We start from the raw sequence: 19,564 nt of genomic DNA, 5'->3' as shown, positions 1-19,564 counted from the left end.
TGACCCCACCCGCCCTCGTGGCATCCAGCCCTCCGCTCCCTCTTCCCCCGGGAGCCCTGGTGCTGGTCACCGGCACGCCCGCGGCCCGGATCCAGGGGAAGTTGGCCGCCGCTATAGAAGAACTCTGCGAACGCATGACGCCCGCCGGATGCGCCGGCCTCGCCGTCACTACTCAGGGCCTCCACCACCCCGTCCCCGTCCCGATCCGTGATCTCGCCGCCCGGGCAGGCTTGCCGCTGCTGTCCTCGGCCGCGCCCCTTGCCGCTTGGACCTCCCTGCACGCCGCCATCCAAAGCGACCGACTCAGGTCGGCCGAGCTCCAGGCCGCCCGACTCAACACCTTGATCCACCGCCTGCCTGCCCAGCTCGCCGACCCGCAGGCCATGCAGCACATCACGGACTGGCTCGCGGACGCCCTGCAAGCTCACGTACTGGTCAGCGAAGGCGACAGCATTCTGGCAGCCTCACCACCCTCCGCCGCCGACCTGGTGTCAACCGCTGTCATCCACCAGTCCATCGACAACAGCAGCCCCGACACCACCGCAGCCCAGCACACCCAGCTCATCTCGCTCGCCCCGGCCAGCTCCCGCGGCACCGTCCTGGCTCTCGCCAAGAGCACACCCTTCGACGTGCCGGGCATGCGACTGCTGCGACACGCCGCGAAGCTGCTCGGACTCGCCGCGCAGGCCCAGGACGAATACGGTGCCATCACCGGCGCCTGCCGGGCAGCCCGCGAGGCAGTCGTCGACCTGCTCCTCAGCGGGGAAACAGACACCGCCCGCCGCGTCATGGCCACCCTGCACCGCGGTTTCGTGTCGGCAGACACTGCGCGCGTCTTTGTGGTGGACACCCTCCCCGCACACCGGGAGGAGACGCTGCGGCGATGCGAAGCGGCCGTCACCGACCAGGCCCTCGTGGTCGCAGATCGCCTCAAGCCCAGCCGTATCCTCGTCATCCAACCCCAGCCACCAGACAGCAAAGCCGAAGGGCAAGCCGACGACGGCCTCGACAAGCTCATCGCCTCACTAGGCCCCAACACGTTTCTGGGCGGCAGCAGAAAGCATCCGATAGCGCGGCTCAGCCTCGCGCTGCGAGAAGCAGTAACCGCTCAGCACTTCGCCGTGAACCATCCCGAACGCGTCGTCCTGGCCGTTCAGCACACCGATGTCCTCAGCCTGGTGCCACAGCCCGAGGCACAAGCGTGGGCCCAGCAATTCCTCCGGCCCCTAGCGGGACCGCAGTGGCAGGCAGTCCGTGAGACGCTCACCGTCGCGCTGGCCTATCCGTACAACGTGGCAGCACGCCGCCTGGACCTGCACCGCAACACGGTGGCTCGCCGCGTAACGCAAGCCGCGGAACTGCTCGGCCTGGACTTCAGGGCCGTCAGTGACCGCATCGATGCCAGCCTCGCCCTTGACCTGCTGACCCGCCAGACCACCCCGGCCCACGGCGTCCTCAGGGACAGCTCGCCAACACTGCAGTCACTCATCACCGCACCACCAGTGTGTGATTGGGCCGAAACCCTTCTCAGCAAAGCTCGAGACGACCGCCGCCCCCTGCTGACCACCGCCACTGCCTGGCTTAAGCACAACACACTCATCGAATCGGCCGCCCGCGCCCTCGGCTCGTCCGAAACAACCGTGCGATCCCACCTCCGGGCATTGGAACAGCACATTGAGCGAGACCTGACCTCACTCACCGGACAGCGCGACCTGCAGATTGCACTGCATGCACTCACCGGGAGCCGTGCCATCAACGACAGACCCGCCGTGCTCAGCCATGCCGCGTGATCGTGCAGCCCGTGACCGGGCGACACGATCACGCGCCCACAGCCCGTGCGCTTCGCTGCGTGACGTGCCCGCCGCAGCATGTCCCGTTAAGCGGGTGAAACACGGGTTTCCTCTTCACCTTCCCAAGTGATCCTGGTCCTCAAGACCGTGGACCCCCGTCGAGGGTGCGGGGGGCGGGCCCTTGGCGGCGCGCGGATTCCAGGGCTGGCCGCAATTTCGAGCATGGCTTGCAGCAACGCCCATACGGGACGCGTGGTGAAGGAGCGCCGCAGGGAATGCCTAGCCGAGGGCTCGTCCTTCTGTGGCGATGGCTGCGGAATCTGCCGGCGTCTCAAGAGAGGTGACCGCCTCTGGCGGGTGCCGGCCGAGCCAAGGCTCATCCAGCCTCACGGCGCACACCGCGTCGAGGACACCGTCAAAACCTGCAAGGAACCTTGGCAACGGGACGGCGGCGCGTGGACAGCGTTTGTGAGCCAATCCGACAAGGACTGCACCGGAGGAGGTGCAGGTGCTGCAGGTGCGCTCAAGCCGCCTGGAGCTGCACCCCAAAGAGGCGAGCGCTCCAGGCGGCCTCAACTCTGCGCGCTGTGAGCCCTGTTGCTGGCCTACGGTTTGCGGGCGACCGCCGCGTAAAGCGGCACCCGGCCATCGCGCACCGTCATGTGGCTGTCGGGCTGCCACTGTGTCGCCACAACGATGCCCGGGGCGCACAGCTCGAGACCGTCGAAGAACCGGGAGAAGTCCTCACGCGACCTGGCCTTCATCGAGTCGGGTCCCTTTTGATAAATAGCGTCGATACGCTCCCAAATCTCCGGTTCGAATTCATACGTGACATGAGAGAGCACGAGATAGCTTCCCGGCGCCAGTGGCTCCAGCATCTGGCGAATCACCTGGAACGGGTCGTACGGATCCGACACGAACTGCAGGACCGAAACCAGCGACAGCGCGATGGGCCGTCGGAAGTCCAGATGTTCGCGCGCGTAGGCGAGCACGGACTCAGGGTTCCTCACATCAGCTGAGACGTAGGCAGTCCGGCCTTGCCGCGTGCCCCGCAGCAACGCCTCGGCATGCGCCAGGACAATCGGATCGTTGTCGGCATACACCACCCGTGCGTCGACGACGATCTCCTGCACCACCTGATGCAGGTTAGGCTCGGTCGGGATCCCTGTGCCGATGTCCAAGTACTGATCGACGTCTCGCTCGGCAAGGAAGCGAGCAGCCCGCTGCATGTACTCCCGGTTGGCCCACGCGGCGGCACGAACGTCCGGGAACAAGGCTGTGATCTCGTCGGCTGCCTTCCTGTCCGCCGCGTAGTTGTCTTTGCCATCGAGTAGATAGTCGTAGATGCGGGCCGAGTGCGGTACAGAGGTATCGATATCGATCGGGGCTGAATCAAACCCACTGTCTGTCACGTCTCTCCTTCACCGGTCCACACTTTTAGTCATCGGCCCAGTTCCTTGAGAACCGTCTCCAGGAACCCCTTGGTCTCTTCCACGCGCAGGGCCTGCGCGGCCATTCTGTCCCGGACTTCGCTGTGCAGGGAGACGCGCGACAGATCGTTCGTATGGTGCGCAGAATCGATGCCCTCAATCCACACGATGTCGGGGAAATCCGGCAGGGGAAATCGAAAGATGGTGAAGGGACCACCCGCCGCGCCAGGCGGGATACCTCTGGAGAAAGGCAGCACCTGGAGAGCAACGTTAGGCAGATACGTCGCCTCGATCAGGTGCTCCACCTGGGGCAACATGACGCTGGGATCGTTCCCGACATGACGGCGCAGCACCGTTTCGTCGATGAGGAACCACGTGCGCGGTGGATCTGAGCGGGACAACACGGCCTGACGCTCCATCCGCAGGGCCACGCGGTGCTCCAACTGCGCAGCAGTGGGCTGCGGACGGTTCAGGCGCAGCACGCCGCGGGCATAGTCCGCGGTCTGCAACAGCGCCGGTACGGCTGCTGGCGCGTAGACGCGGATGTGACTGGCAGAGTCCTCCAGGCTGACGTACGTAGCTGCCGTGCTGGACATAGCGTCCTGGTAAGAGAGCCACCACCCCGGCCTGTTGGCCTGCTCGGTCAGGGCGCGAAATTCCTCGATCTCGGCGTCAGGAACACCGTAGACCTCCAGCATGGCTTTGACCGTGGGCCATTTCAGGGCGATCTTGGCGCTTTCCAGTCGTGTGATCGTGGTGTAGTGGATATGCAGCTTGACGCCCACCTGCTGCGCAGACAGCCCTGCCTGCAGCCGCATCTGCTGCAGCCGTTTGGCTGTGACCATATGCAGGACGGTGGGGGCAGTCCTTCTCTCGCTCATTCCTCCTACCTCCCTCGACTGCCCGAGTGCCACGCAGTGTCCCACGGCTGCCGGGTTCCTCAACAGGTGCTCAACTTACTGTGCACTATGCAGAGTATGGGTTGCGCAGTGACGTGAACGACGCGCATAGTAACGAGGTGATCGCGCTCTCCATGCCGGCCGTGGCGAGCTGACCTCGGATGGCCAGCGTTGACGGTCGGGGCAGAAGCAGACTGCTTCCCGGCCCCTGTGGCTTGGCCGCATCGCGGAGGCACTGCACGCCACGGGGAGGCGACGGAGATGACGGGGCAGATCCCGGAAGCCACGCTCGGCGCACTGCTCAACACGCCAGACCTCGAGCTCGCCTTCGCGCCGGGCGCCTCTCTCCGCTACCGGACCGCACCAGTAGCCGGGCTCCTGCCACTGCATCCGGACGGACTGCGCGGCGGAGTGGCGTCCCAAGACCTCAAGGACGGCTTCCTGGTTCTGATCACCGAACCACTGGCGACCTACACCGAAGACGGCCTGGCGGCAGCGATGACGACGCTCTTGCACCAGATGTCGCGGTGCCGCTGTGCAGCGCTGGTCATGACGTGGAGCCCAGGTACTGCCGCTTCTCTTCCCTCCGCCGCCACTGAACTGTCAGCGGAACTGGGCGTCCCGCTGATGCTCACACGCGCCGGCCTCCACCACTGGCTCAAAGCATTCGATAAGTGGCTGGATAGGCGCACAGAATGGGCAGAGCATCGCGTGGAACAACTCAACGCCCTTCTCCAGCACATGCCTGCTCGCCTTACCGACAGCACCACAATGCAACGCATAACGGAATGGCTCGCGGCGACTCTTGGTGCTCAGGTCATAGTCAGCCAAACCAATGGGGTCCTGGCGGCAGTACCAGCCACCGCGGCCGCAGACATAGGCCAGGCGATTATCAGCAAGACCGCGGACAGCGGCAGCCGACCCACACCCCATACACACGTCATCTCGCTGACGCCCCAGGCAGGTTCAGGCGCCATCCTGGCGGTGGCACGGTCCACCGTCCTGGACGAGGCCGACAAGAGGCTCCTCCGGCATGCAGCCAAAGTGCTCGGGCTGGTCGACCAGGCCCAGCGCGACAGTGGACTCGTTACCTACGGCTCCCAGTCAGCCTATGCCGCGGCCATGGAACTGCTCCTGAGCGGCGAGGTCGACCGGGCACGAAGTGTTCTGGCGCCCCTCGCACCCCGTCTGCTCTGCGCCGATTCCGCGCGTGTCTTCGTCATCGACGTCACCCCTGAGTGCCGAGACACAGCCGTACGCCTCTGCACAGCAGCTGTGGCGGACCAGGCCCTGGTCGTCGGCGACCCCCGCACGCCCCGACGCATCCTCGTGATGCAATCCATTGCGTTGGGGGAGGAATGCGATGATGCTGTCGCGGTCGAACTGGCCCGGCTCGTCAACCGTGCACCGGACGCCTCCCTGGGGGGCAGCGGACTGTATCCACTGTCCCTGCTGGCAGATGCCATGCAGGAGGCGATCGCTGCTCAGCGGTCCGCGGTGGGCTCCCCGAACTCGGTGGCACTGCCCTCACAGTGCACCGATCTGGTCCGGTTACTGCCACGGAGGGAGGCACAGACGTGGTCTCATGACTTGTTGCGCCCGCTCCTGGAACCAGGAGCTCAGTGGTGTCACGTACGCAAGACCCTCGCCGTGGCACTGGCCTACCCCTATACCGTTGCAGCGCGCCGCCTGGACCTCCATCGCAACACAGTCGCCCGCCACGTGAGCCAAGCAGCCCACATGCTCAGCATGAACTTCAACTCCGTGAGTGACCGCATCGCCACCAGCTTGGCACTCGAGGTGCATGCCCGACAGGAACAGCAACCCAGGATCACCGCGGGGGAGACCGAACCGCCAACGCTTGAATCGCTGGTGGCGGCGCCGCAAGTCGGACAGTGGGCCGCAGCCCTGCTCGCCCCGGCGTGCGCCGATCGCCGACAGTTGCTGGCCACTGCCACTTCCTGGCTCGCGAACGACACGTGTATCGAGCCAACGGCCCGTGGACTGAGCCTGTCCGAAGCCACCGTGCGCTCTCATCTGCGGGCGCTGGAGCACTACACAAATCGCAACCTGAACACCCTCAGCGGCCAGCGCGACCTCCAGATAGCCCTACACGTCCATACCGGAAAACCAAAGCTCCTGCACGGCCCGCGGAACAAGCCCGCCTCCGTCTGAGCGCACGACTCTCGTGCCCCCTCCCCGACCGCGCAGCCGTGGAGAGCTCGGCCACAGCTCAAGCACCCTTTGAGGCGGCGCGGCCGTCGCCCAGTATCGGTTACAGCCTCTCAAGCATCCGAGGCACCGCCTCGTGACCTTAGTGGCTGACTCTGTCGGGGATCTTGATCGTTGGTGTTCAGACGACGTGGTGATCCCGAGTTGTTGTTGGACGTCGGGCGGCAGGGCTCTACCGGTAGCTGGTGGCCTTCCAACGGGGACGGGGACGCCCGTGATCATTCTCGGATGCTGGCTCGCCAGGCCTGTGGCCGTGGAATGGTCTGCCAGTCCAGGAACATCTGGAGGGCGGTAGGGGGTTGTGGGTCGCGGTCTGGTGGCCGCGAGAGGTGTTCGTAAATCCGCTCGACATTCACCGCGATAGCTGTGAGGACGTGCTGGACGTGGTTTTTGTCCTCGCTCATTTGCTCCTCATGCTGGTGGCAAAAGTAGGTCACGACGGGGAGCGTTGATGCGCACCTGGAGTCGTGCAGGGCCGTGAAAGATGCCGGGCTGCTGCGGGATGGCACTGGCGGGCTCCGCGAGTGCGAGCTGAGGGATACGGCGGACAAGCGTGGCGAGGGCGGTCTGGGCTTCCATGCGGGCCAGACCCGCGCCAAGGCAGTAGTGAGGTCCCTGTCCGAAGGTAAGGACCCGTTTGTGGGAGTGGCGGGCGAGGTCTGCTCGGTCGGGATCGGGCCAGCGACGTGGGTCGCGGTCTGCTGCTCCGAGGCTGAGCAGGACTCGCTGCCCCGCCGGGATATGGGTGCCGGAGATGGTGATGTCGGTTTTGCTGTAGCGCGTGACGCCGAGCGCCACCGGCCCGTGCAGGCGGGCGAGTTCGTTGACGGCCACAGGGATGCGGGACGGATCGCGCGTCAGTGCCTGGTAGTACGCAGGGCGCCCCAGCAGTGTCAGGAGCATGCTGCCGATGAGAGCGGCCGTGGTCTCGTAGCCGGCCATCAGGAGCAGCAAGCCGGCGTCGGTGATCTCGCTGGTGGTGAGCTCGCCGTGCTGCGCGAGGATCCTGGTGATGGCGCCGTCGCGGAATCCGTTCTGGTCGTCGATGTGGTTGCCGAGGTGCTTGCGCAACTGCTCCCGTGTGTGTTCTCGGGCTTGAGGCCCGGAGTCGGGGGCCAGGAAACGCCGCGTGAGCTGGTGAGCGGAATCCCGGTCGGCCAGCGGGATGCCGAGGACGTCGCAGATGACGTGCAGAGGCAGGGGGAGCGCCAGGCTCTGGATGAGGTCGGCGGTGGGCCGCTGCTCGATGCGGTCGACGAGCTCGTCAGCCAAGGCCTGAATGCGCGGGCGGAAGTTCTCGATATTGCGTGGGACGAAGGAGCGGGCGAGGATACCGCGCAGTCGCGTGTGCTCGGCGCCGTCCAGGCCCATGAGCGAGATCTTCACGCTGGAACGGCTTCCGTCGTGCCCGGGCGTGGGGTGGAGCCAGCGGTCGTCGCTGGTGAGCCGCGGGTCGGTCAGGGCGCTTTCGATGTCGACGGCGCGGGTGAGCAGCCATGCGAGCACACGGCCGTGCAGCGCCACCTGGACAACGGGGGCGCGTGCTCGGAGTTCGGCGAGGCGCTGGTGGAGACCGGGACCGGGGTGCAATTCGTGGTAGGGGCAACTGCCTGGCGGTGAAGGGCCGGTCACGTCGCCTCCTTGACGTTGGCCAGTGTCAGCAGCGCGGTGTGGGGGGCAATGGAGTGCAGGAGGCGGACGGGGTCATCGTCAGCTAGCACGAGGTTCTCCAGGCGCAGGCCGGGGTGGTGGGCAAGGAATCCCGCGGCGTTTGCGGTGCGTAGGAATTCGAGCAAGGGGTTGTAGTAGCCGCAGGTGTTGAGGAGGCCGACGGGTCCGGTGTGAGTGCCGTGCACGGCGGCAGCCCAGACGCAGGCGAGTTCGTCGAGCGTGCCGAGTCCTCCGGGCAGCGCCAGGATCCCGTCCGTCAGGTCCGTGAGCCGCTTCTTGCGCGTGGCCGTGTCCTGCACGACATGAAGGTGGCTGAGGCCGGGATGGGTGATGTCGGCGGTATGGAGGGCATGGGGGATAACGCCCGTGACCTCCCCTCCGGCGGCTAGGGCGGCATCGGCGAGGGCGCCCATGAGGCCCAGTCGGGCGCCGCCGTAGACGACGTGGATGTTGTGCTCGGCCAGGAGCCGGCCGGTCGCCGCGGCGGCCCGCATGTAGACAGGGACGGCGGGGCCAGCGCCGCAGAACACCGTCATCCTCAGCCGGCGCCCATCATGTCCGGCAGCTTCGGTCAGCTCTCGCACAGTTCGACTCCCTCCGCGAGGTCGTGCAGGGCGGGGAGGGCTGTGGCGATGGCGTGGCGCTGCTGGCGGGCGTATGCGAGGTGAGCGCAGCGGATGCGCTCGCTCAGCTCGTAGCGCCAGAGGTGACCGGGAGGCCCGGTCAGCTCCAGGGGCGTCAGGCTGTGCTGTTCGCACAATTCGATGGCCTCCCGAAATCCGATGACCTCGGCGAGATGTTTACGCGCCGACGGGTCATCCGACACGTCCGCGAGTTCTTCCTGAAGGGTCCGCGTATCTGCGGAGCCGGTTCTGTAACCGACCATCTGCTCCACCCGCCGGGCGACGGCCGCTTCGTAGCGGCGCGGGTTGCCTTCCACGTAGGCAGTGACGTCAAGCGTCCAGCCCTCGCACCAATCGGTGCGTTGGGCGAGTTCGCGCAGGATGGAGTTCGATCCGCCCTCCAGGATCAGTGTGGTGGCCCCGCCCCTGAGTAGGCGTCGCGCGGCATCAACCAGGCGGTCGACGGCTGGGCGGGCGGCGATCGGGCCGTGCGAGAGCGGGCGTTTGTCTAGGTAGAGCCGGGTCGTGCCAGCCAGGTCCCGTGCAAGAGGACGACCGGATCCGGTGGTGAGCTCGGGGTGACACTGGATGCGGTCCAGGGCGATGACAGGGCAACGGCTGTCGATGGCAGCCGCGACCGCGCGGTGGGTCTTGCCGATGCCGGTGGGGCCGAGGACGAGGTGCAGGCGGGGGTTGAGGGCAGCGCCTGCGGCCTGTAGTACGCGCATGGAGTCACCGGAGGGCTTTCAGCTCGGAGGGGAAGGTGAGGATGGTGTCAGGGTGCAGCCGCGCGCCCCGGCACCGGGGTGGGGGTCCAATTCGGCGTGGGCTGCGTGGGCGCCAGGTTCGTGCCGTAGGGGTAGGCGCAGCCGTAGGGCACGTAACTGCGGATGTTGACTCCGTCACTCGTGGGGCGCCGGAGGCTCTGGCTGCGGCGAGCTGCCCGATGCGCTTCAGGCGGGTCATGGCGACCTTTCCTGTGAAGGTGAGTGGGGGGGGGATGGCGCGGTCAGTGGGGGCGGTGGAGCCTGTGTGGCGCGGTGAGATTGGGGGTGTGGGCAGCAACCGGGGAGCGGCGGGCACGGAGGTGGGGTTGGTCAGTGTCCGGCTGGTGCTGGTTCGAGTACAGACTTGCCGTGGTAGGGAATTCCGGCTCCGGAGGGTTTGGGGCGATGGGGCTGCCCGGGCAGTCGCAGGGTGGCGTGGTGCAGGAGCTCGAACTCGTCGGTGCTCGCCGGGGTCATGACGCGGATGCCGGCGACGCGTCCCCGGACCGCACCGTCGAAGGCCCGGACGGCGATGCCGTGTGCTTCCAGGGATTCAGCCGCCGCTTGCGGGTCGTGCAGGTGCACGAACCGGTAGTGGATGCCGGAGGGGACGACCGCGCTGCCGAACCGGTCGGTCAGGATCTGCTCCAGTTTCTGTGCATCGCGCCGCACACGCGGCAGGACTGACCGGGCCCAGTCCTGGTCGCCCAGGGCGGCTGTGGCGACGGTAATGTCGAGCAGCGACAACGGCCATGCGGGAAGCTGGAGTTGGATGGCGCGGTGTAGTGCGGCGTTGCGAGTCCACATGATTCCTGCCCGGGTCCCTGTGATGCCGTATGTCTTGCCGGTGCTCTGCAGAATGACGAGGTTGTCGGCGTCCGCTCCGGCCAGACTCAGATCCGGTCCTTGGAATTCGATGTACTCCTCGTCGACGATCAGCACGGTGCCGGGGTGCTGGCGGCAGGCGTCGAGCAGGTCGGCGGCATCGGTGTACAGGCCCAGCGGGTTGTTGGGGTTGCTGAGGATGACGTACCGGTGGCGGGCCATCGCCTGGTGGAGGCGTTCGAGCCGGTGCGCTGGGCTGTTGTACCGCTGCTCGGTGGGCGAGTAGAACGTTGCGAAGCTGAAACGCCGCATTGTCTCCGTGTACTCCGGAGTGAGCAGCGCGACATCTTCGCCATGGAGGTGCCGGGCGAGCAGAATGAGGAACTCCGTGACTCCGCGGCCGCAGTGCAACTCCGTCTCGTCGACACCGAGATGGTCGGCGTACGCCGCCAAGTAGATCCTTTCCGCCCCGTAGGGGGGCGGGCCCAGCTCGTGGGAGCGGTGGGTGGCGAAGTGGGCCAGGGCGTGCACCGCGCTGTCGGGCGGTCCCAGCCGGTTGGAGCACACGCTCAGGTCGAGGCGGATCTGGAGGGCGGCGTAGGCATTGAGGTCCCCGCCTTGACGGGCGTCGCGGGACGCGCAGCGCATCTGGTCGGTCATCGGTGTCTCCAGTCAGGTGCCGGGGTGAGGCGCGCTTTGAGGGGGTGCGAGGCGATGACGGGGTGTCATACGGGGCCTGCGTCAGGCCGAGGTGCTCGACGGCTCGGATCACCTGACAGTCCGCGTTGATGGCGCGTGTGTCGTCGGCGACCAGGAGGAGCCAGCCGGCGGTCTGACCTGCGCGCACTGCAGCGCCGGCGTGCAGGTCGCTGGTGACGGCCATGGTCGGCAGCGTGGTGATGGTGCGCAGCAGGCGGGGGTCGAGGGCTCCGGTACAGCGGGGCAGTAGCGCGGTCCTGGTGACGTGGGGGCGCAGCGGCCGGGGGGGTAGGGGGTGGCCGGTGGTGAGCAGCAGGACGGTGTCGCGGATCGGATCGTGCCCGGTGTGCCCGGCGCAATACATCGGTGGCGAAGTCGGCAATCGTGTAGAGGGCCAGGGCGCGGGCCAGCAGTACGTGGCGGCCCAACAGGGCGGCGCGGCAGACCTGTTGGGCCAGGGTGCGGGTTTCGGACCAGATCAAGGTGATGGTGTGGTCGGTGCTGCCGTCGGGGCCGGACCCGGTCAGGATGTGGATCCGGAATTGGGTGCCGGTGAGGTGTTCGCGCAGCACGAGAGGCTGGCTGGTGGAGCGATGAAGGCGGCGCCAGGCGTGGGTGATGTCGTCGGCGGTGTGGCAGAAGTGGCCGGGGTGCGGGTGGGCGGGGTTGGGGTGCTGGAGGACGAGGCTGCTCACCTGAGTGAAGGCGGCCCAGTTCAGGGCGTCGAACAGGCGCGTGGCGCGGATGCTGCGCGGGGCGGTGATGCCGGCATCGAGGAGCGCGACACCGGTGAAGCCGGTGTCGCCGCGGATGTCGGCGTTGTCGGCGGCGTTGCCAGGCAGGTGGAGGCGGCCAGCGAGCTGGCCGGCAAGTTCGGTGCCGGCTGATGATCCGGCGATGAAGGCCTGGACGCCGAGGTTCTCGAGGTGGGCAGCCTTGCGGCGCAGGCTCGAGCGGTGCGCGATGTGCCGGAGGTAGCCGTCGCTGATCGGGTGGGCGGTAGGGGTGCTGACCACCACGGAGTTCCCGCCGTGCCGGGCCAGCGCGGGCAGGTACAGGTCGCCTGCGCCGGCCGGAGTGACGACGGCGGCCGTGCTGCTTCGGTGCGCGGGAGGGGCTGCCGCGGGGGCGGGGGCGGCGAGGGCCATGGTGCGGGACTCCTGGAGGGGTGATCGGGTCGGTGGGTTAGGCGACGCAGGCCGTGGAGGCTGGGTCAGGCTGGATGTGGATGCCACACCCGGCCTGCACCTGATCCAGTCGTTGGTGGCACATGGCGGCATCGGCCCCGGTGACGACAACCAGTGCGGTGCGGTCCTCAACGGTGGCGTGCGGCAGGGCGGTGACGTGGTCGCCGGGCGCGGCAGTCCACACCATCTGGTCGACCCATTCGGCGAGGACGCCGGTGTTCACCGCGGTGACGCGGCCGGTGACCGAGGGGTAGAGGAACCGGATGGCAGCGCTTTGGTTCTGGTGAGGCATCAGGTCTGGGGATGCGCCGGCGGCGAGGTCGGCGGCGATGGCCGGCAGGCTGAGGCCGGTGGCCAGATGGATCAGGCGCGAGATGAGGTCCCCGCCCAGGCGGGCGTTGACTTCGATAATTCGCGGCCCGCGGGCGGTCAGGCGCATCTCCAGATGGACCACTCCGCTCGTGAGACCTACCGCGGTCAGGGCCGCTTGGGCGGTGTCCCGAATCTGGGGGTCGGCCAGGAGGGGGTCGGCGGCGTCGACGGTGTGGCCGGTCTCCAGGAAGCAGGGCTCGGCGCTCAGCGCTTTACGGGTGATCGCGGCGATGTGCACGGCTCCGTGGCCGAGCACGACGCACTCCACGCTGATCTCGGGACCCTCCAGATACTCCTCGATCAGCACGCCGGGCGTGCCGGTGTCCTCCAGGCCGAACAGGCGGGCATCGACGGCGTGTTGGAAAGCCGCACGGACTTGGGCGGGGGTGTCGGCGCGGCGTACCCCGGCGCTGCCGCCCAGGGAGCGGGGCTTTAGGACGACCGGCGCGTCGAGGAGCGCGGCGTATTCGACGGCCGTGTCGGCGTCGGCTACGAGGTAGGAGTGGACCGAGGGCACACCGGTTCCGGCCAGGAAGGAGCGGGTCAGGTGCTTGTCCCGGCAGGCGGCGACCGCAGCCGGGGGGTTGCCGGGCAGTTGGAGCCCAAGAGCGACATCCGCGGTGAGGACGACGTGGTTCTCCAGGTAGGTGACGACACCGCCGACGTCGTGCCGCTCAGCCAGGGACCGCGCGGCCTCGTGGACGGCTCGGGTGTCGGCCAGGTCCACGGCGACGGCTGCATCGGCGAGCTCGCATGCCCACGCGGGCGGTTGTGGGTCGAGGAGGGCGACCGGGTATCGGGCTGCGATCTGCGCCAGGTTGGCGCCGCGGTAGAGGCGATCTCCCGCCCCCAGGACGATCAGCATCGGGGACAGCCTGTCGTGAGGAAAAGAGCGTTCGGGCATGGAGAGGTCCTGACGTGAGGCGGGACAACGGGAGCGAGCGCTGGCGGGCCGGGCTGGCCGGTTGCCTCCGGCACCGCCGGACGGAGGGCAGGAGGCAACCGGCAGCGGTCGTCAGATGGTGATGTTCGGGGAGTAGTAGACGTTGTGGCCGGGCGTGATCTGCCAGCCGACCGCGGATTCCCGGAAACCGGCGGGGCACTTGATCACCCGGGAGAGGTAGCCTCCGCGCGGCCTCAGGTTGTAGGTGAGGTGGATCACGTCTTGGCCCTGGCGGCCCTGGCACGTGACACCGAACTCGGCCTTGACCTTCTTGTAGGTCTTGTTGACGAAATTCAGCTGCACACGGTCGCGTCCGGCACGTGTGATGCAGCGGCTCACCTTCCGCCCCGAGCAGTACCAGCGTGGCGCCGCCGCCGATGCCACGTCGGTGTCGGCCTGTGCTGCCGCAGACGCGGCGGCCGTGGTCTTCGCGCTGATGCGCCAGCCGCTGTCTGCTGTGGCCGGGACGGCGGCCGCGAGGGTGAGCAGGCCTGCGATAGCTGCGGCGGACAGTGCGTACCTGGGTGTGGACATAGGGATGCCTTCTTTCGTCGGGTGGGGCGATGGGGTGGATGTGGCTATGATCCGCGCGGTGCTTCTGGCCCCGGTCGGGGGCGGCTGCGAGGCGCGGTCAGCGGTCGTTGAAGACGCGGTGGATGGGGCTTCAGTGGTGGGGGCGCTGGCCGATCCGCACGATGCAAACGCGGAACTTGTAGTGGCTCTGCTCCAGGAGGTCGTGGCGCGGGGCAGAGCGTGCAGAGCACCTGCCGTTGTCGTAGGTGTCGGCGAACTGGTAGGCGAGACTTCCGGTGCCGGCCATGACCTGGACGAGAGCGCGGTAGCCGTCCTTGCCCTCTACCAGGTCAACGACAGCCCGCTGTGGCGTGCCATGGAAGGCGACGCCGGCGTCACCCAGCCCACCTTCGACGCCGATGTCCTTGACATGCGGTGCTGGCGCGGGCCGTCCTGGAGGAACAGGTGGTGGCGGCCGCGGACCTGTTCGGTGCGTACCGACTGCCAGACCGCGGCCCACTCGCGGCTGTCGAAGGGTGTGGCCGGGCGGTGCTTGGCGGGAAGTGCGGCCACCGAGGAGTGCCAGGAGCTATTCACGGTGCGGGAGTTGGGGCGCAGGGCCATCAGGGTCATGGGCGTGTCTCCGGTTGGGGGTCAGGATGCGGCGGGCGCTGGGATACTGCTGGCAGCGGTGATCGTGCGGCGGTGAGTGAGCCCGATGAGTGGCAGGCACAGGACGCTCCCCAGGGCGCCGACCGTGAGAGTGGCGAGCGCGGCAAGGCCGTCGCCGCCCGAGGTCAGGCAGGCGGCCGCGAGGACGGGGGCGATGATCACTCCGAGGGCGAGGGTCGTGCCCCAGAGCCCTGCGTACAGGCCGCGTGCATCGAGTGGGGATATCTTGTTGACGATGTCGTTGGCGGCGATGAAGAAGACGATCTCGCCGGGGACGGCCGCGGCGACGGCGATGCTGTAGCCGAGAGTCGTGTCGGCGAGTCCGGCGCTGCCCATGCCGGCCCCCAGGAGGAGAGCACCGAGGGCGAGGAGGCCGACGGTGGGTTCCGGGCGGTCGCAACGACGGCGCAGCCATGGGTTGAGGAGCGGGGTGAGCGTGATGACGGCGCCGGCGTTGGCGACCTGAGACCATCCGTAGGCGTCCGCGGAGAGCCCGTCGTTCTCCATCAGCATGGGCAGGGCAGAGAACATCCCAGCGGCGCAGGTCAATGCGGCGACGCTGACCGCGCAGAGCAGCCACAGCCGTCCGTCGCGTAGCGCGGAGCCCAGCGGGGTTCGCGTGACCGGCCCCGTGGCGAGTGCTGCCTTCGGAGCGTCGCTGTCCAGGTAGCGGCGGGCGATCAGGGCGCAGGCGGCACAGGCTGCGGCGTTGAAGTAGAACAGGGCCGTGAAGCCGAGCAGTCCGGCCAGAAGGCCGCCGACGGCTCCGGTGATCGCCGCGCCGATGTTCACAGCACCGTGGCGCCAGCCGTTGACGACAGCCCGCTGGCCGTCGTCGGTAATGAGATCGGCGATCCCAGCGGAGACAACGGGACGGGGAGCGTCGTAGACGATGCCCGCGACCAGAGCTCCCGCGCACACAGCCAGGAACGCCTGTGCCTGCGCCATCAGTGGCAGGCAGACCGCGGAGGCGAGCATGGCGACGACGAGGGTGCGCCGACGGCCGAGGCGGTCGGCTGCCCATCCGGTGATCAGCTGGCCGATGAGCCAGCCGACCCCGAACACGGCGAGAGCTTGCCCGACACTCTGGGTGCTGTAGCCCAGGTCCTTGAGGTGGTAGCTGAGGAACGGATAAGCGAATCCGAAGGCGCGCGCTATCAAGGTGGTGAACAGCAACGCCCAGATCGCGGGGGGAAACCGGCCTGGTGGGGCCTGTTTCGAGGAAGTGGTGCTGGTGGCGGGTAGGGTGGTTGCTGACACAGACGCTCCAGGGAAAGCGGATACGCGACGTTCCGGGTGGGGCGGCCGGCGTCAGATGGTTCGGGCGCCGGTGGATGTACACGGGGATCGCCCCAGGGGGATGAAGGCGAGGCATGGGGTGGGGACGTGGGTGACGGGGCGAGACGCCCCACCGGCCGCACGGGTCGCTGCCAGTGCACAGACGGTGGGCATGACTGTCCGAGGCGCCGGCGGTTCTATGCGGCCTTCCTCCGGCGTGTGACCGAGGCCTGAGTTGTCGTCATGGCATCGCACCGCAAGGCAATGGGTGACGGCCGCAGTGGCTCCGACCTGAATGGCCGCCATGGGAATCGGGCGCAGCGAGACTGCGCGAGACGGGCAGTGGAGACTCGACTCGCCGGGGAGTCACGCACGGTCGAAATCACACCGCAATCGGCGGAAGAGCCGCGCCCGAACATGTTGCCCGCCTTGTATAGAGTGAACCGAGTGCCTATTGAGCCCTATCTAAACACGCCTCGCAATGTCATTCAATAGGCAGTCGATTGCGACTCTGTGAACGCCGCTGCGTGGGATACCTGCAGTACTGGCTGCGACGACAAGACCGACCTGAACCTCTTCGTCAAGGTGCGCCTCTTCTGGCGCCTGCCCTCGGCCCGAGGGGGGCGCAGAGGTCGCCACTCCCGGGACCCGTCGTGCGTCTGCGGCGACGGCCGAGAGGTATGCGACGACTCACCCGGGGGTCGCACCGAGCACGCCTATGATCGATGCATGCCGTCGCCCCTTCCCACGTCCCTTGCTGTGTCCGACGCCATCACCCACTACCGCCAGTTGCGGGAGCTGACCGTCGACGAACTGGCCTACGTGCTCCGGATGCTCGATCACCCGATCTCAGCCGATGCTCTCGCGGAGATGGAGCGATGCGCTCGCCCCGTGACCGTCGACGACCTCGTCGCGATCGCCTACGCGCTCGACACGACCCCCGCAGTGCTGCTGTCGCACATCCCCATCGACATGCCGGAACCCGAGGGGCCCCTCGCCACCGGACTCCCTGGCGACATCGACCAGTCCGAGCTCCGCGCCTGGCTTGAGGGGAAGACCACGCTCGACCGCGAGTCGCGGGTGAACTGGTGGAAAGAGCGGGTCGCCCGCCTCAGGGTCCGGTCGGCGCACCATGAAGAACAGCTGCAGGGTGCGTACGCGGAGCTGCGCGAGCTCGGTGACCTGGCACTCCAGGAAGCTGACGCCCCGCCCGTGGAGCGTCTTCAGTGGCGCATCCAGGACGGCGAGCACGCGCTCAATCAGTCCGAAGTCGCACTGGCGCTGACTGAGCATCGACTCGTCAACCTCCGAAAAGACGCCTGACAGGCCGAGTTCTGGTCAGTCAAAGTCACCTATCTGTACCCGACTTTGACTAGCCTTCTGTTGTTAGGTCGTACATCCGGTACATCAGTCTGCAATACTGACAGTACGCTTGTGAATGCCTTCGCAAGTGCTGATATACGAGAAGAAAGCGCGGAAGCCGGTCGGGTCGTCCTGGGGGGCCGGATTCGGCTCCCGGGCGTGGTAGGGATCCGGGTCTCGGGGACGCAGTGTGGAACTGTGGAGCCGAGACGCCGGTCCCTGCGCAGAGGCACTACCTGGACACGCAGGACTCAACGAGAGAAAGCGGGGGCGATCATGGCTGAGGATCAGCCTCAGTTACCCGAGGAGCCGACACAGGGCTACGCAACAGCTTCTCGGGCCATGCCGCCGCGACCGCAGGTTCCACCCGTTGTCACGGCCGAGCAGGGGGACGCCGGGTTTCGGCAGACGCATCTCCGCGAGCCGACGATGTCCGGGTATCAGGCCGCCGTTCATGCCGGACTGATCGCTCCAGAGCGCAGGCCTCGTGATCCGTCGATGCAGCAGGTGGCCGACCGAGCCAAGCAAGTCGTCAACGGTGCCCGGGACTTCTTCAGCACCAAGGTCACGCCGACTGTCGAGAACTCTGGAGCCAAGGGCTTCCTCAGCAACCGCGCTGCCCCCGCCGCGCAGAGCGCCGCACGCTCGATGCAGCAGAGCACCTCGCGTTTGGGACTGGCCAGATGAGGGGGCTGGCCACCTTCATTCTTCCCGACGCGGCGTTCCTGGCGATCATCTCCCTGTTCATGCCGGTCTCTTCAGTCATGGGTTCTCGGTCAACGACTTCTGCGATGAGGCCGGAGATGAGGGCGGCTTCCTGCTCTTCGTCATGCTCGTGGCCATCGCTGCCTCTGTCGTGGCAGTCATCCGCAAGGCGAACTGGTTCCGCATCACCGCCGGAGTCGTCGGCACCGTCGCCGGCCTGATCGGCATGATCGACGGCTTCGGGACCATGGGCACCGTCAGAGGTACCGCCACGCCTCCATCGGAGCGGGCGTGGTGCTCGTGGCGCTGCTGGCGGTCGTGATGCTGGCTGCTGCAGTCCTCGTCCGGCTGTCGCCGCGTCAGCCGCCTACGATTCCGCCGATGCAACCAGCCCAGCCTCCACAGAGCTGACCCAAACCGGCTTTCCAGAACGAACGAAGGGAGAACACCATGAACTCCACCAGGACCGCACGTGCGACACGGAACAGGACCGCCGTGTCAGCCGCGGCCCTGGCCGCGGGTGCTCTCATGCTCACCGCCTGCAGCGGGAGCAGCGATGCCGCTTCCTCGCAGAGCCCCAGCAGCAGCCAGGCCTCCAGCTTCGACGGTGCCTACATCTCCATCACCGACGGGGCGCGCGGCGGCATCGCCGCAATCGACGGGTACAAGATCACGTACATCGACGTCACCGCTGGGGACCAGCAGTGCCAGCTGACCAGGAAGGCCCTCGGCGACATCAAGCACGGCTCGATCGTCAAGGACGGCAAGACCAACAAGGGGCAGTACCAGGTTCTCTCGACCGGCACGATCAACGACAGCCGGACCAGCGTGCTGTGGGACGACGTCAACGGCTCCGACCAGACAGGCACTGACCCGGGATCCGGCTCGATCTCGATGTCCAACAGCATGATCACGCTCGGGTACACCTTCGCCTACTCGATCGACCAGGTCCATCTCATCCCCGCCGACAGCGACCAGGCGAAGGCATTGATGGCCAAAGACTGCAACCAGCACGGCTGATTGCCGCACGACCCAGGCAGCACAGAACCCCGTAGATATCACGTCCACGGGGTTCTGTCTTTTCTCTGACGCCTACTTCTGGAGCTGCTGCGCCCGGTACTCCTCAATCGTCTCCGGCGGCCGGCCGTACTTCGGCGCGTGCTGCTCGACGAAATCCAACTCAGCCCATGCTGCCGACTGCCGGATCCTCGACCGGGCGACCACGACGAACACCGTGGCACTGATGCCGATGTTGAGCAGACACCACCCGGTCAGCAACGCCGTCAGCACCACAGGCAGACCATCCTCGATCGCCATGGTGGCCAGAACGGCCAAGCCTGCGCTGTTGGCCAAGAGGCTGGCCACGTACCCCTCGAACGTGCCGGACAAGCGCGCCAGAGTCCGCGGCTCGTCGCGATGCCGCACAGCGCGCTTCACCTCGCCGACGAACACAGCGGTGGCCACGGTCGCCGCGGTGCTCAAGGCCAGCTCGCGGATCCCGGTGATCCACCATCGCGCCGAGCGCCACCAGCCGAGCGGGAACTCGCCGCGAAGCTTCGATCCGAGCCTCATTCTCTTTCCCTTCTCCTCTTGCCC

Annotated in this window: 19 protein-coding genes; 7 read left to right on the top strand and 12 right to left on the bottom strand. The window is 67.3% G+C overall.

What is annotated here, in order from left to right; translation table 11 throughout:
* Positions 1–59: 59 nt before the first annotated feature.
* Complete coding sequence (locus tag IG78_RS0132640; protein WP_225882296.1) at positions 60–1,790, top strand: PucR family transcriptional regulator; 1,731 nt, start codon at positions 60–62, stop codon at positions 1,788–1,790.
* A 605-nt stretch (positions 1,791–2,395) separates the two neighbouring features.
* Here the strand turns inward: IG78_RS0132640 and IG78_RS0132635 are convergent.
* Together IG78_RS0132635 and IG78_RS0132630 are read right to left on the bottom strand one after the other, a co-directional pair.
* Positions 2,396–3,202 (bottom strand): SAM-dependent methyltransferase, encoded by an 807-nt coding sequence (locus IG78_RS0132635; RefSeq protein ID WP_030570216.1) that lies wholly within the window; start codon positions 3,200–3,202, stop codon positions 2,396–2,398.
* Between the two features lie 29 nt (positions 3,203–3,231).
* Positions 3,232–4,065 (bottom strand): helix-turn-helix domain-containing protein, encoded by an 834-nt coding sequence (locus IG78_RS0132630; RefSeq protein WP_157855953.1) that lies wholly within the window; start codon positions 4,063–4,065, stop codon positions 3,232–3,234.
* A gap of 315 nt (positions 4,066–4,380) precedes the next feature.
* On the opposite strand from IG78_RS0132630, the gene IG78_RS0132625 reads away from it, so the two are divergent.
* Positions 4,381–6,294, top strand: coding sequence for a helix-turn-helix domain-containing protein (locus IG78_RS0132625; RefSeq protein ID WP_030570210.1), 1,914 nt, complete (start codon positions 4,381–4,383; stop codon positions 6,292–6,294).
* Between the two features lie 468 nt (positions 6,295–6,762).
* Here IG78_RS0132625 and IG78_RS0132620 read toward each other — a convergent pair whose 3' ends face one another.
* The 4 genes from IG78_RS0132620 to IG78_RS0132605 all read right to left on the bottom strand — a co-directional run bounded on the left by IG78_RS0132620 (position 6,763) and on the right by IG78_RS0132605 (position 10,897).
* Positions 6,763–7,983 (bottom strand): cytochrome P450, encoded by a 1,221-nt coding sequence (locus tag IG78_RS0132620; protein ID WP_157855952.1) that lies wholly within the window; start codon positions 7,981–7,983, stop codon positions 6,763–6,765.
* Positions 7,980–8,558 carry an LOG family protein gene (locus IG78_RS0132615; RefSeq protein ID WP_030570205.1) on the bottom strand — a complete coding sequence of 193 codons (579 nt, stop codon included), beginning with the start codon at positions 8,556–8,558 and terminating at the stop codon, positions 7,980–7,982. The genes IG78_RS0132620 and IG78_RS0132615 overlap by 4 nt, the downstream gene beginning before the upstream one ends.
* A gap of 35 nt (positions 8,559–8,593) precedes the next feature.
* Positions 8,594–9,373 (bottom strand): isopentenyl transferase family protein, encoded by a 780-nt coding sequence (locus IG78_RS0132610; RefSeq protein WP_051853121.1) that lies wholly within the window; start codon positions 9,371–9,373, stop codon positions 8,594–8,596.
* A gap of 369 nt (positions 9,374–9,742) precedes the next feature.
* Positions 9,743–10,897, bottom strand: a complete 1,155-nt coding sequence (locus IG78_RS0132605) for an aminotransferase class I/II-fold pyridoxal phosphate-dependent enzyme (RefSeq protein WP_051853120.1) — start codon at positions 10,895–10,897, stop codon at positions 9,743–9,745.
* A 344-nt stretch (positions 10,898–11,241) separates the two neighbouring features.
* Here IG78_RS0132605 and IG78_RS49655 point away from each other — a divergent pair, with 344 nt between their 5' ends.
* Positions 11,242–11,823, top strand: coding sequence for a hypothetical protein (locus IG78_RS49655; protein WP_157855951.1), 582 nt, complete (start codon positions 11,242–11,244; stop codon positions 11,821–11,823).
* Between the two features lie 298 nt (positions 11,824–12,121).
* Here the strand turns inward: IG78_RS49655 and IG78_RS0132595 are convergent, their stop codons facing one another.
* From IG78_RS0132595 to IG78_RS0132575, 5 genes are all read right to left on the bottom strand, one after another.
* On the bottom strand, positions 12,122–13,360 hold the full coding sequence (locus tag IG78_RS0132595; RefSeq protein ID WP_225882295.1) for an ATP-grasp domain-containing protein: 1,239 nt from the start codon (positions 13,358–13,360) through the stop codon (positions 12,122–12,124).
* Positions 13,361–13,510: 150 nt separating this feature from the next.
* Positions 13,511–13,972 (bottom strand): hypothetical protein, encoded by a 462-nt coding sequence (locus IG78_RS0132590; protein ID WP_030570193.1) that lies wholly within the window; start codon positions 13,970–13,972, stop codon positions 13,511–13,513.
* A 130-nt stretch (positions 13,973–14,102) separates the two neighbouring features.
* Complete coding sequence (locus tag IG78_RS49650) at positions 14,103–14,258, bottom strand: hypothetical protein (protein WP_157855950.1); 156 nt, start codon at positions 14,256–14,258, stop codon at positions 14,103–14,105.
* Positions 14,259–14,293: 35 nt separating this feature from the next.
* A complete protein-coding gene (locus IG78_RS0132580) occupies positions 14,294–14,584 on the bottom strand; it encodes a hypothetical protein (protein WP_030570190.1) in 291 nt (96 codons plus the stop codon).
* Positions 14,585–14,605: 21 nt separating this feature from the next.
* The gene (locus IG78_RS0132575) at positions 14,606–15,799 is read right to left on the bottom strand and encodes an MFS transporter (protein WP_225882294.1); all 1,194 of its coding nucleotides are present in this window, start codon (positions 15,797–15,799) and stop codon (positions 14,606–14,608) included.
* An 831-nt stretch (positions 15,800–16,630) separates the two neighbouring features.
* On the opposite strand from IG78_RS0132575, the gene IG78_RS44430 reads away from it, so the two are divergent.
* From IG78_RS44430 to IG78_RS0132555, 4 genes are all read left to right on the top strand, one after another.
* Complete coding sequence (locus tag IG78_RS44430) at positions 16,631–17,224, top strand: hypothetical protein (RefSeq protein WP_051915555.1); 594 nt, start codon at positions 16,631–16,633, stop codon at positions 17,222–17,224.
* A gap of 315 nt (positions 17,225–17,539) precedes the next feature.
* Complete coding sequence (locus tag IG78_RS49645) at positions 17,540–17,950, top strand: hypothetical protein (protein ID WP_157855949.1); 411 nt, start codon at positions 17,540–17,542, stop codon at positions 17,948–17,950.
* Between the two features lie 142 nt (positions 17,951–18,092).
* Positions 18,093–18,290: a hypothetical protein gene (locus tag IG78_RS0132560; protein ID WP_030570178.1), complete on the top strand. Its 198-nt coding sequence runs from the start codon at positions 18,093–18,095 to the stop codon at positions 18,288–18,290.
* Positions 18,291–18,418: 128 nt separating this feature from the next.
* Positions 18,419–18,988 carry a hypothetical protein gene (locus tag IG78_RS0132555; protein WP_030570175.1) on the top strand — a complete coding sequence of 190 codons (570 nt, stop codon included), beginning with the start codon at positions 18,419–18,421 and terminating at the stop codon, positions 18,986–18,988.
* Between the two features lie 72 nt (positions 18,989–19,060).
* Here the strand turns inward: IG78_RS0132555 and IG78_RS0132550 are convergent, their stop codons facing one another.
* Complete coding sequence (locus tag IG78_RS0132550; protein WP_157855947.1) at positions 19,061–19,540, bottom strand: hypothetical protein; 480 nt, start codon at positions 19,538–19,540, stop codon at positions 19,061–19,063.
* Positions 19,541–19,564: the final 24 nt, after the last annotated feature.

The organism is Streptomyces aureocirculatus, from assembly GCF_000720475.1.
Lineage (GTDB): Bacteria > Actinomycetota > Actinomycetes > Streptomycetales > Streptomycetaceae > Streptomyces > Streptomyces aureocirculatus.
Note: the sequence above shows the minus strand (reverse complement) of the source record. Positions and strands in the feature narration are given on the sequence as shown.

Excerpts from the sequence above, each read along its gene's own strand:
- IG78_RS0132630 (WP_157855953.1), bottom strand. The coding sequence starts at position 4,065 with ATGGTCACAGCCAAACGGCTGCAGCAGATGCGGCTGCAGGCAGGGCTG.
- IG78_RS0132590 (WP_030570193.1), bottom strand. The coding sequence starts at position 13,972 with ATGTCCACACCCAGGTACGCACTGTCCGCCGCAGCTATCGCAGGCCTG.
- IG78_RS0132610 (WP_051853121.1), bottom strand. The coding sequence starts at position 9,373 with ATGCGCGTACTACAGGCCGCAGGCGCTGCCCTCAACCCCCGCCTGCAC.
- IG78_RS49650 (WP_157855950.1), bottom strand. The coding sequence starts at position 14,258 with ATGGCCGGCACCGGAAGTCTCGCCTACCAGTTCGCCGACACCTACGAC.
- IG78_RS0132625 (WP_030570210.1), top strand. The coding sequence starts at position 4,381 with ATGACGGGGCAGATCCCGGAAGCCACGCTCGGCGCACTGCTCAACACG.
- IG78_RS0132615 (WP_030570205.1), bottom strand. The coding sequence starts at position 8,558 with ATGACGGTGTTCTGCGGCGCTGGCCCCGCCGTCCCTGTCTACATGCGG.
- IG78_RS49645 (WP_157855949.1), top strand. The coding sequence starts at position 17,540 with ATGGCTGAGGATCAGCCTCAGTTACCCGAGGAGCCGACACAGGGCTAC.
- IG78_RS44430 (WP_051915555.1), top strand. The coding sequence starts at position 16,631 with ATGCCGTCGCCCCTTCCCACGTCCCTTGCTGTGTCCGACGCCATCACC.
- IG78_RS0132595 (WP_225882295.1), bottom strand. The coding sequence starts at position 13,360 with ATGCTGATCGTCCTGGGGGCGGGAGATCGCCTCTACCGCGGCGCCAAC.
- IG78_RS0132605 (WP_051853120.1), bottom strand. The coding sequence starts at position 10,897 with ATGACCGACCAGATGCGCTGCGCGTCCCGCGACGCCCGTCAAGGCGGG.
- IG78_RS0132580 (WP_030570190.1), bottom strand. The coding sequence starts at position 14,584 with ATGACCCTGATGGCCCTGCGCCCCAACTCCCGCACCGTGAATAGCTCC.
- IG78_RS0132560 (WP_030570178.1), top strand. The coding sequence starts at position 18,093 with ATGCTCGTGGCCATCGCTGCCTCTGTCGTGGCAGTCATCCGCAAGGCG.
- IG78_RS0132550 (WP_157855947.1), bottom strand. The coding sequence starts at position 19,540 with ATGAGGCTCGGATCGAAGCTTCGCGGCGAGTTCCCGCTCGGCTGGTGG.
- IG78_RS0132555 (WP_030570175.1), top strand. The coding sequence starts at position 18,419 with ATGAACTCCACCAGGACCGCACGTGCGACACGGAACAGGACCGCCGTG.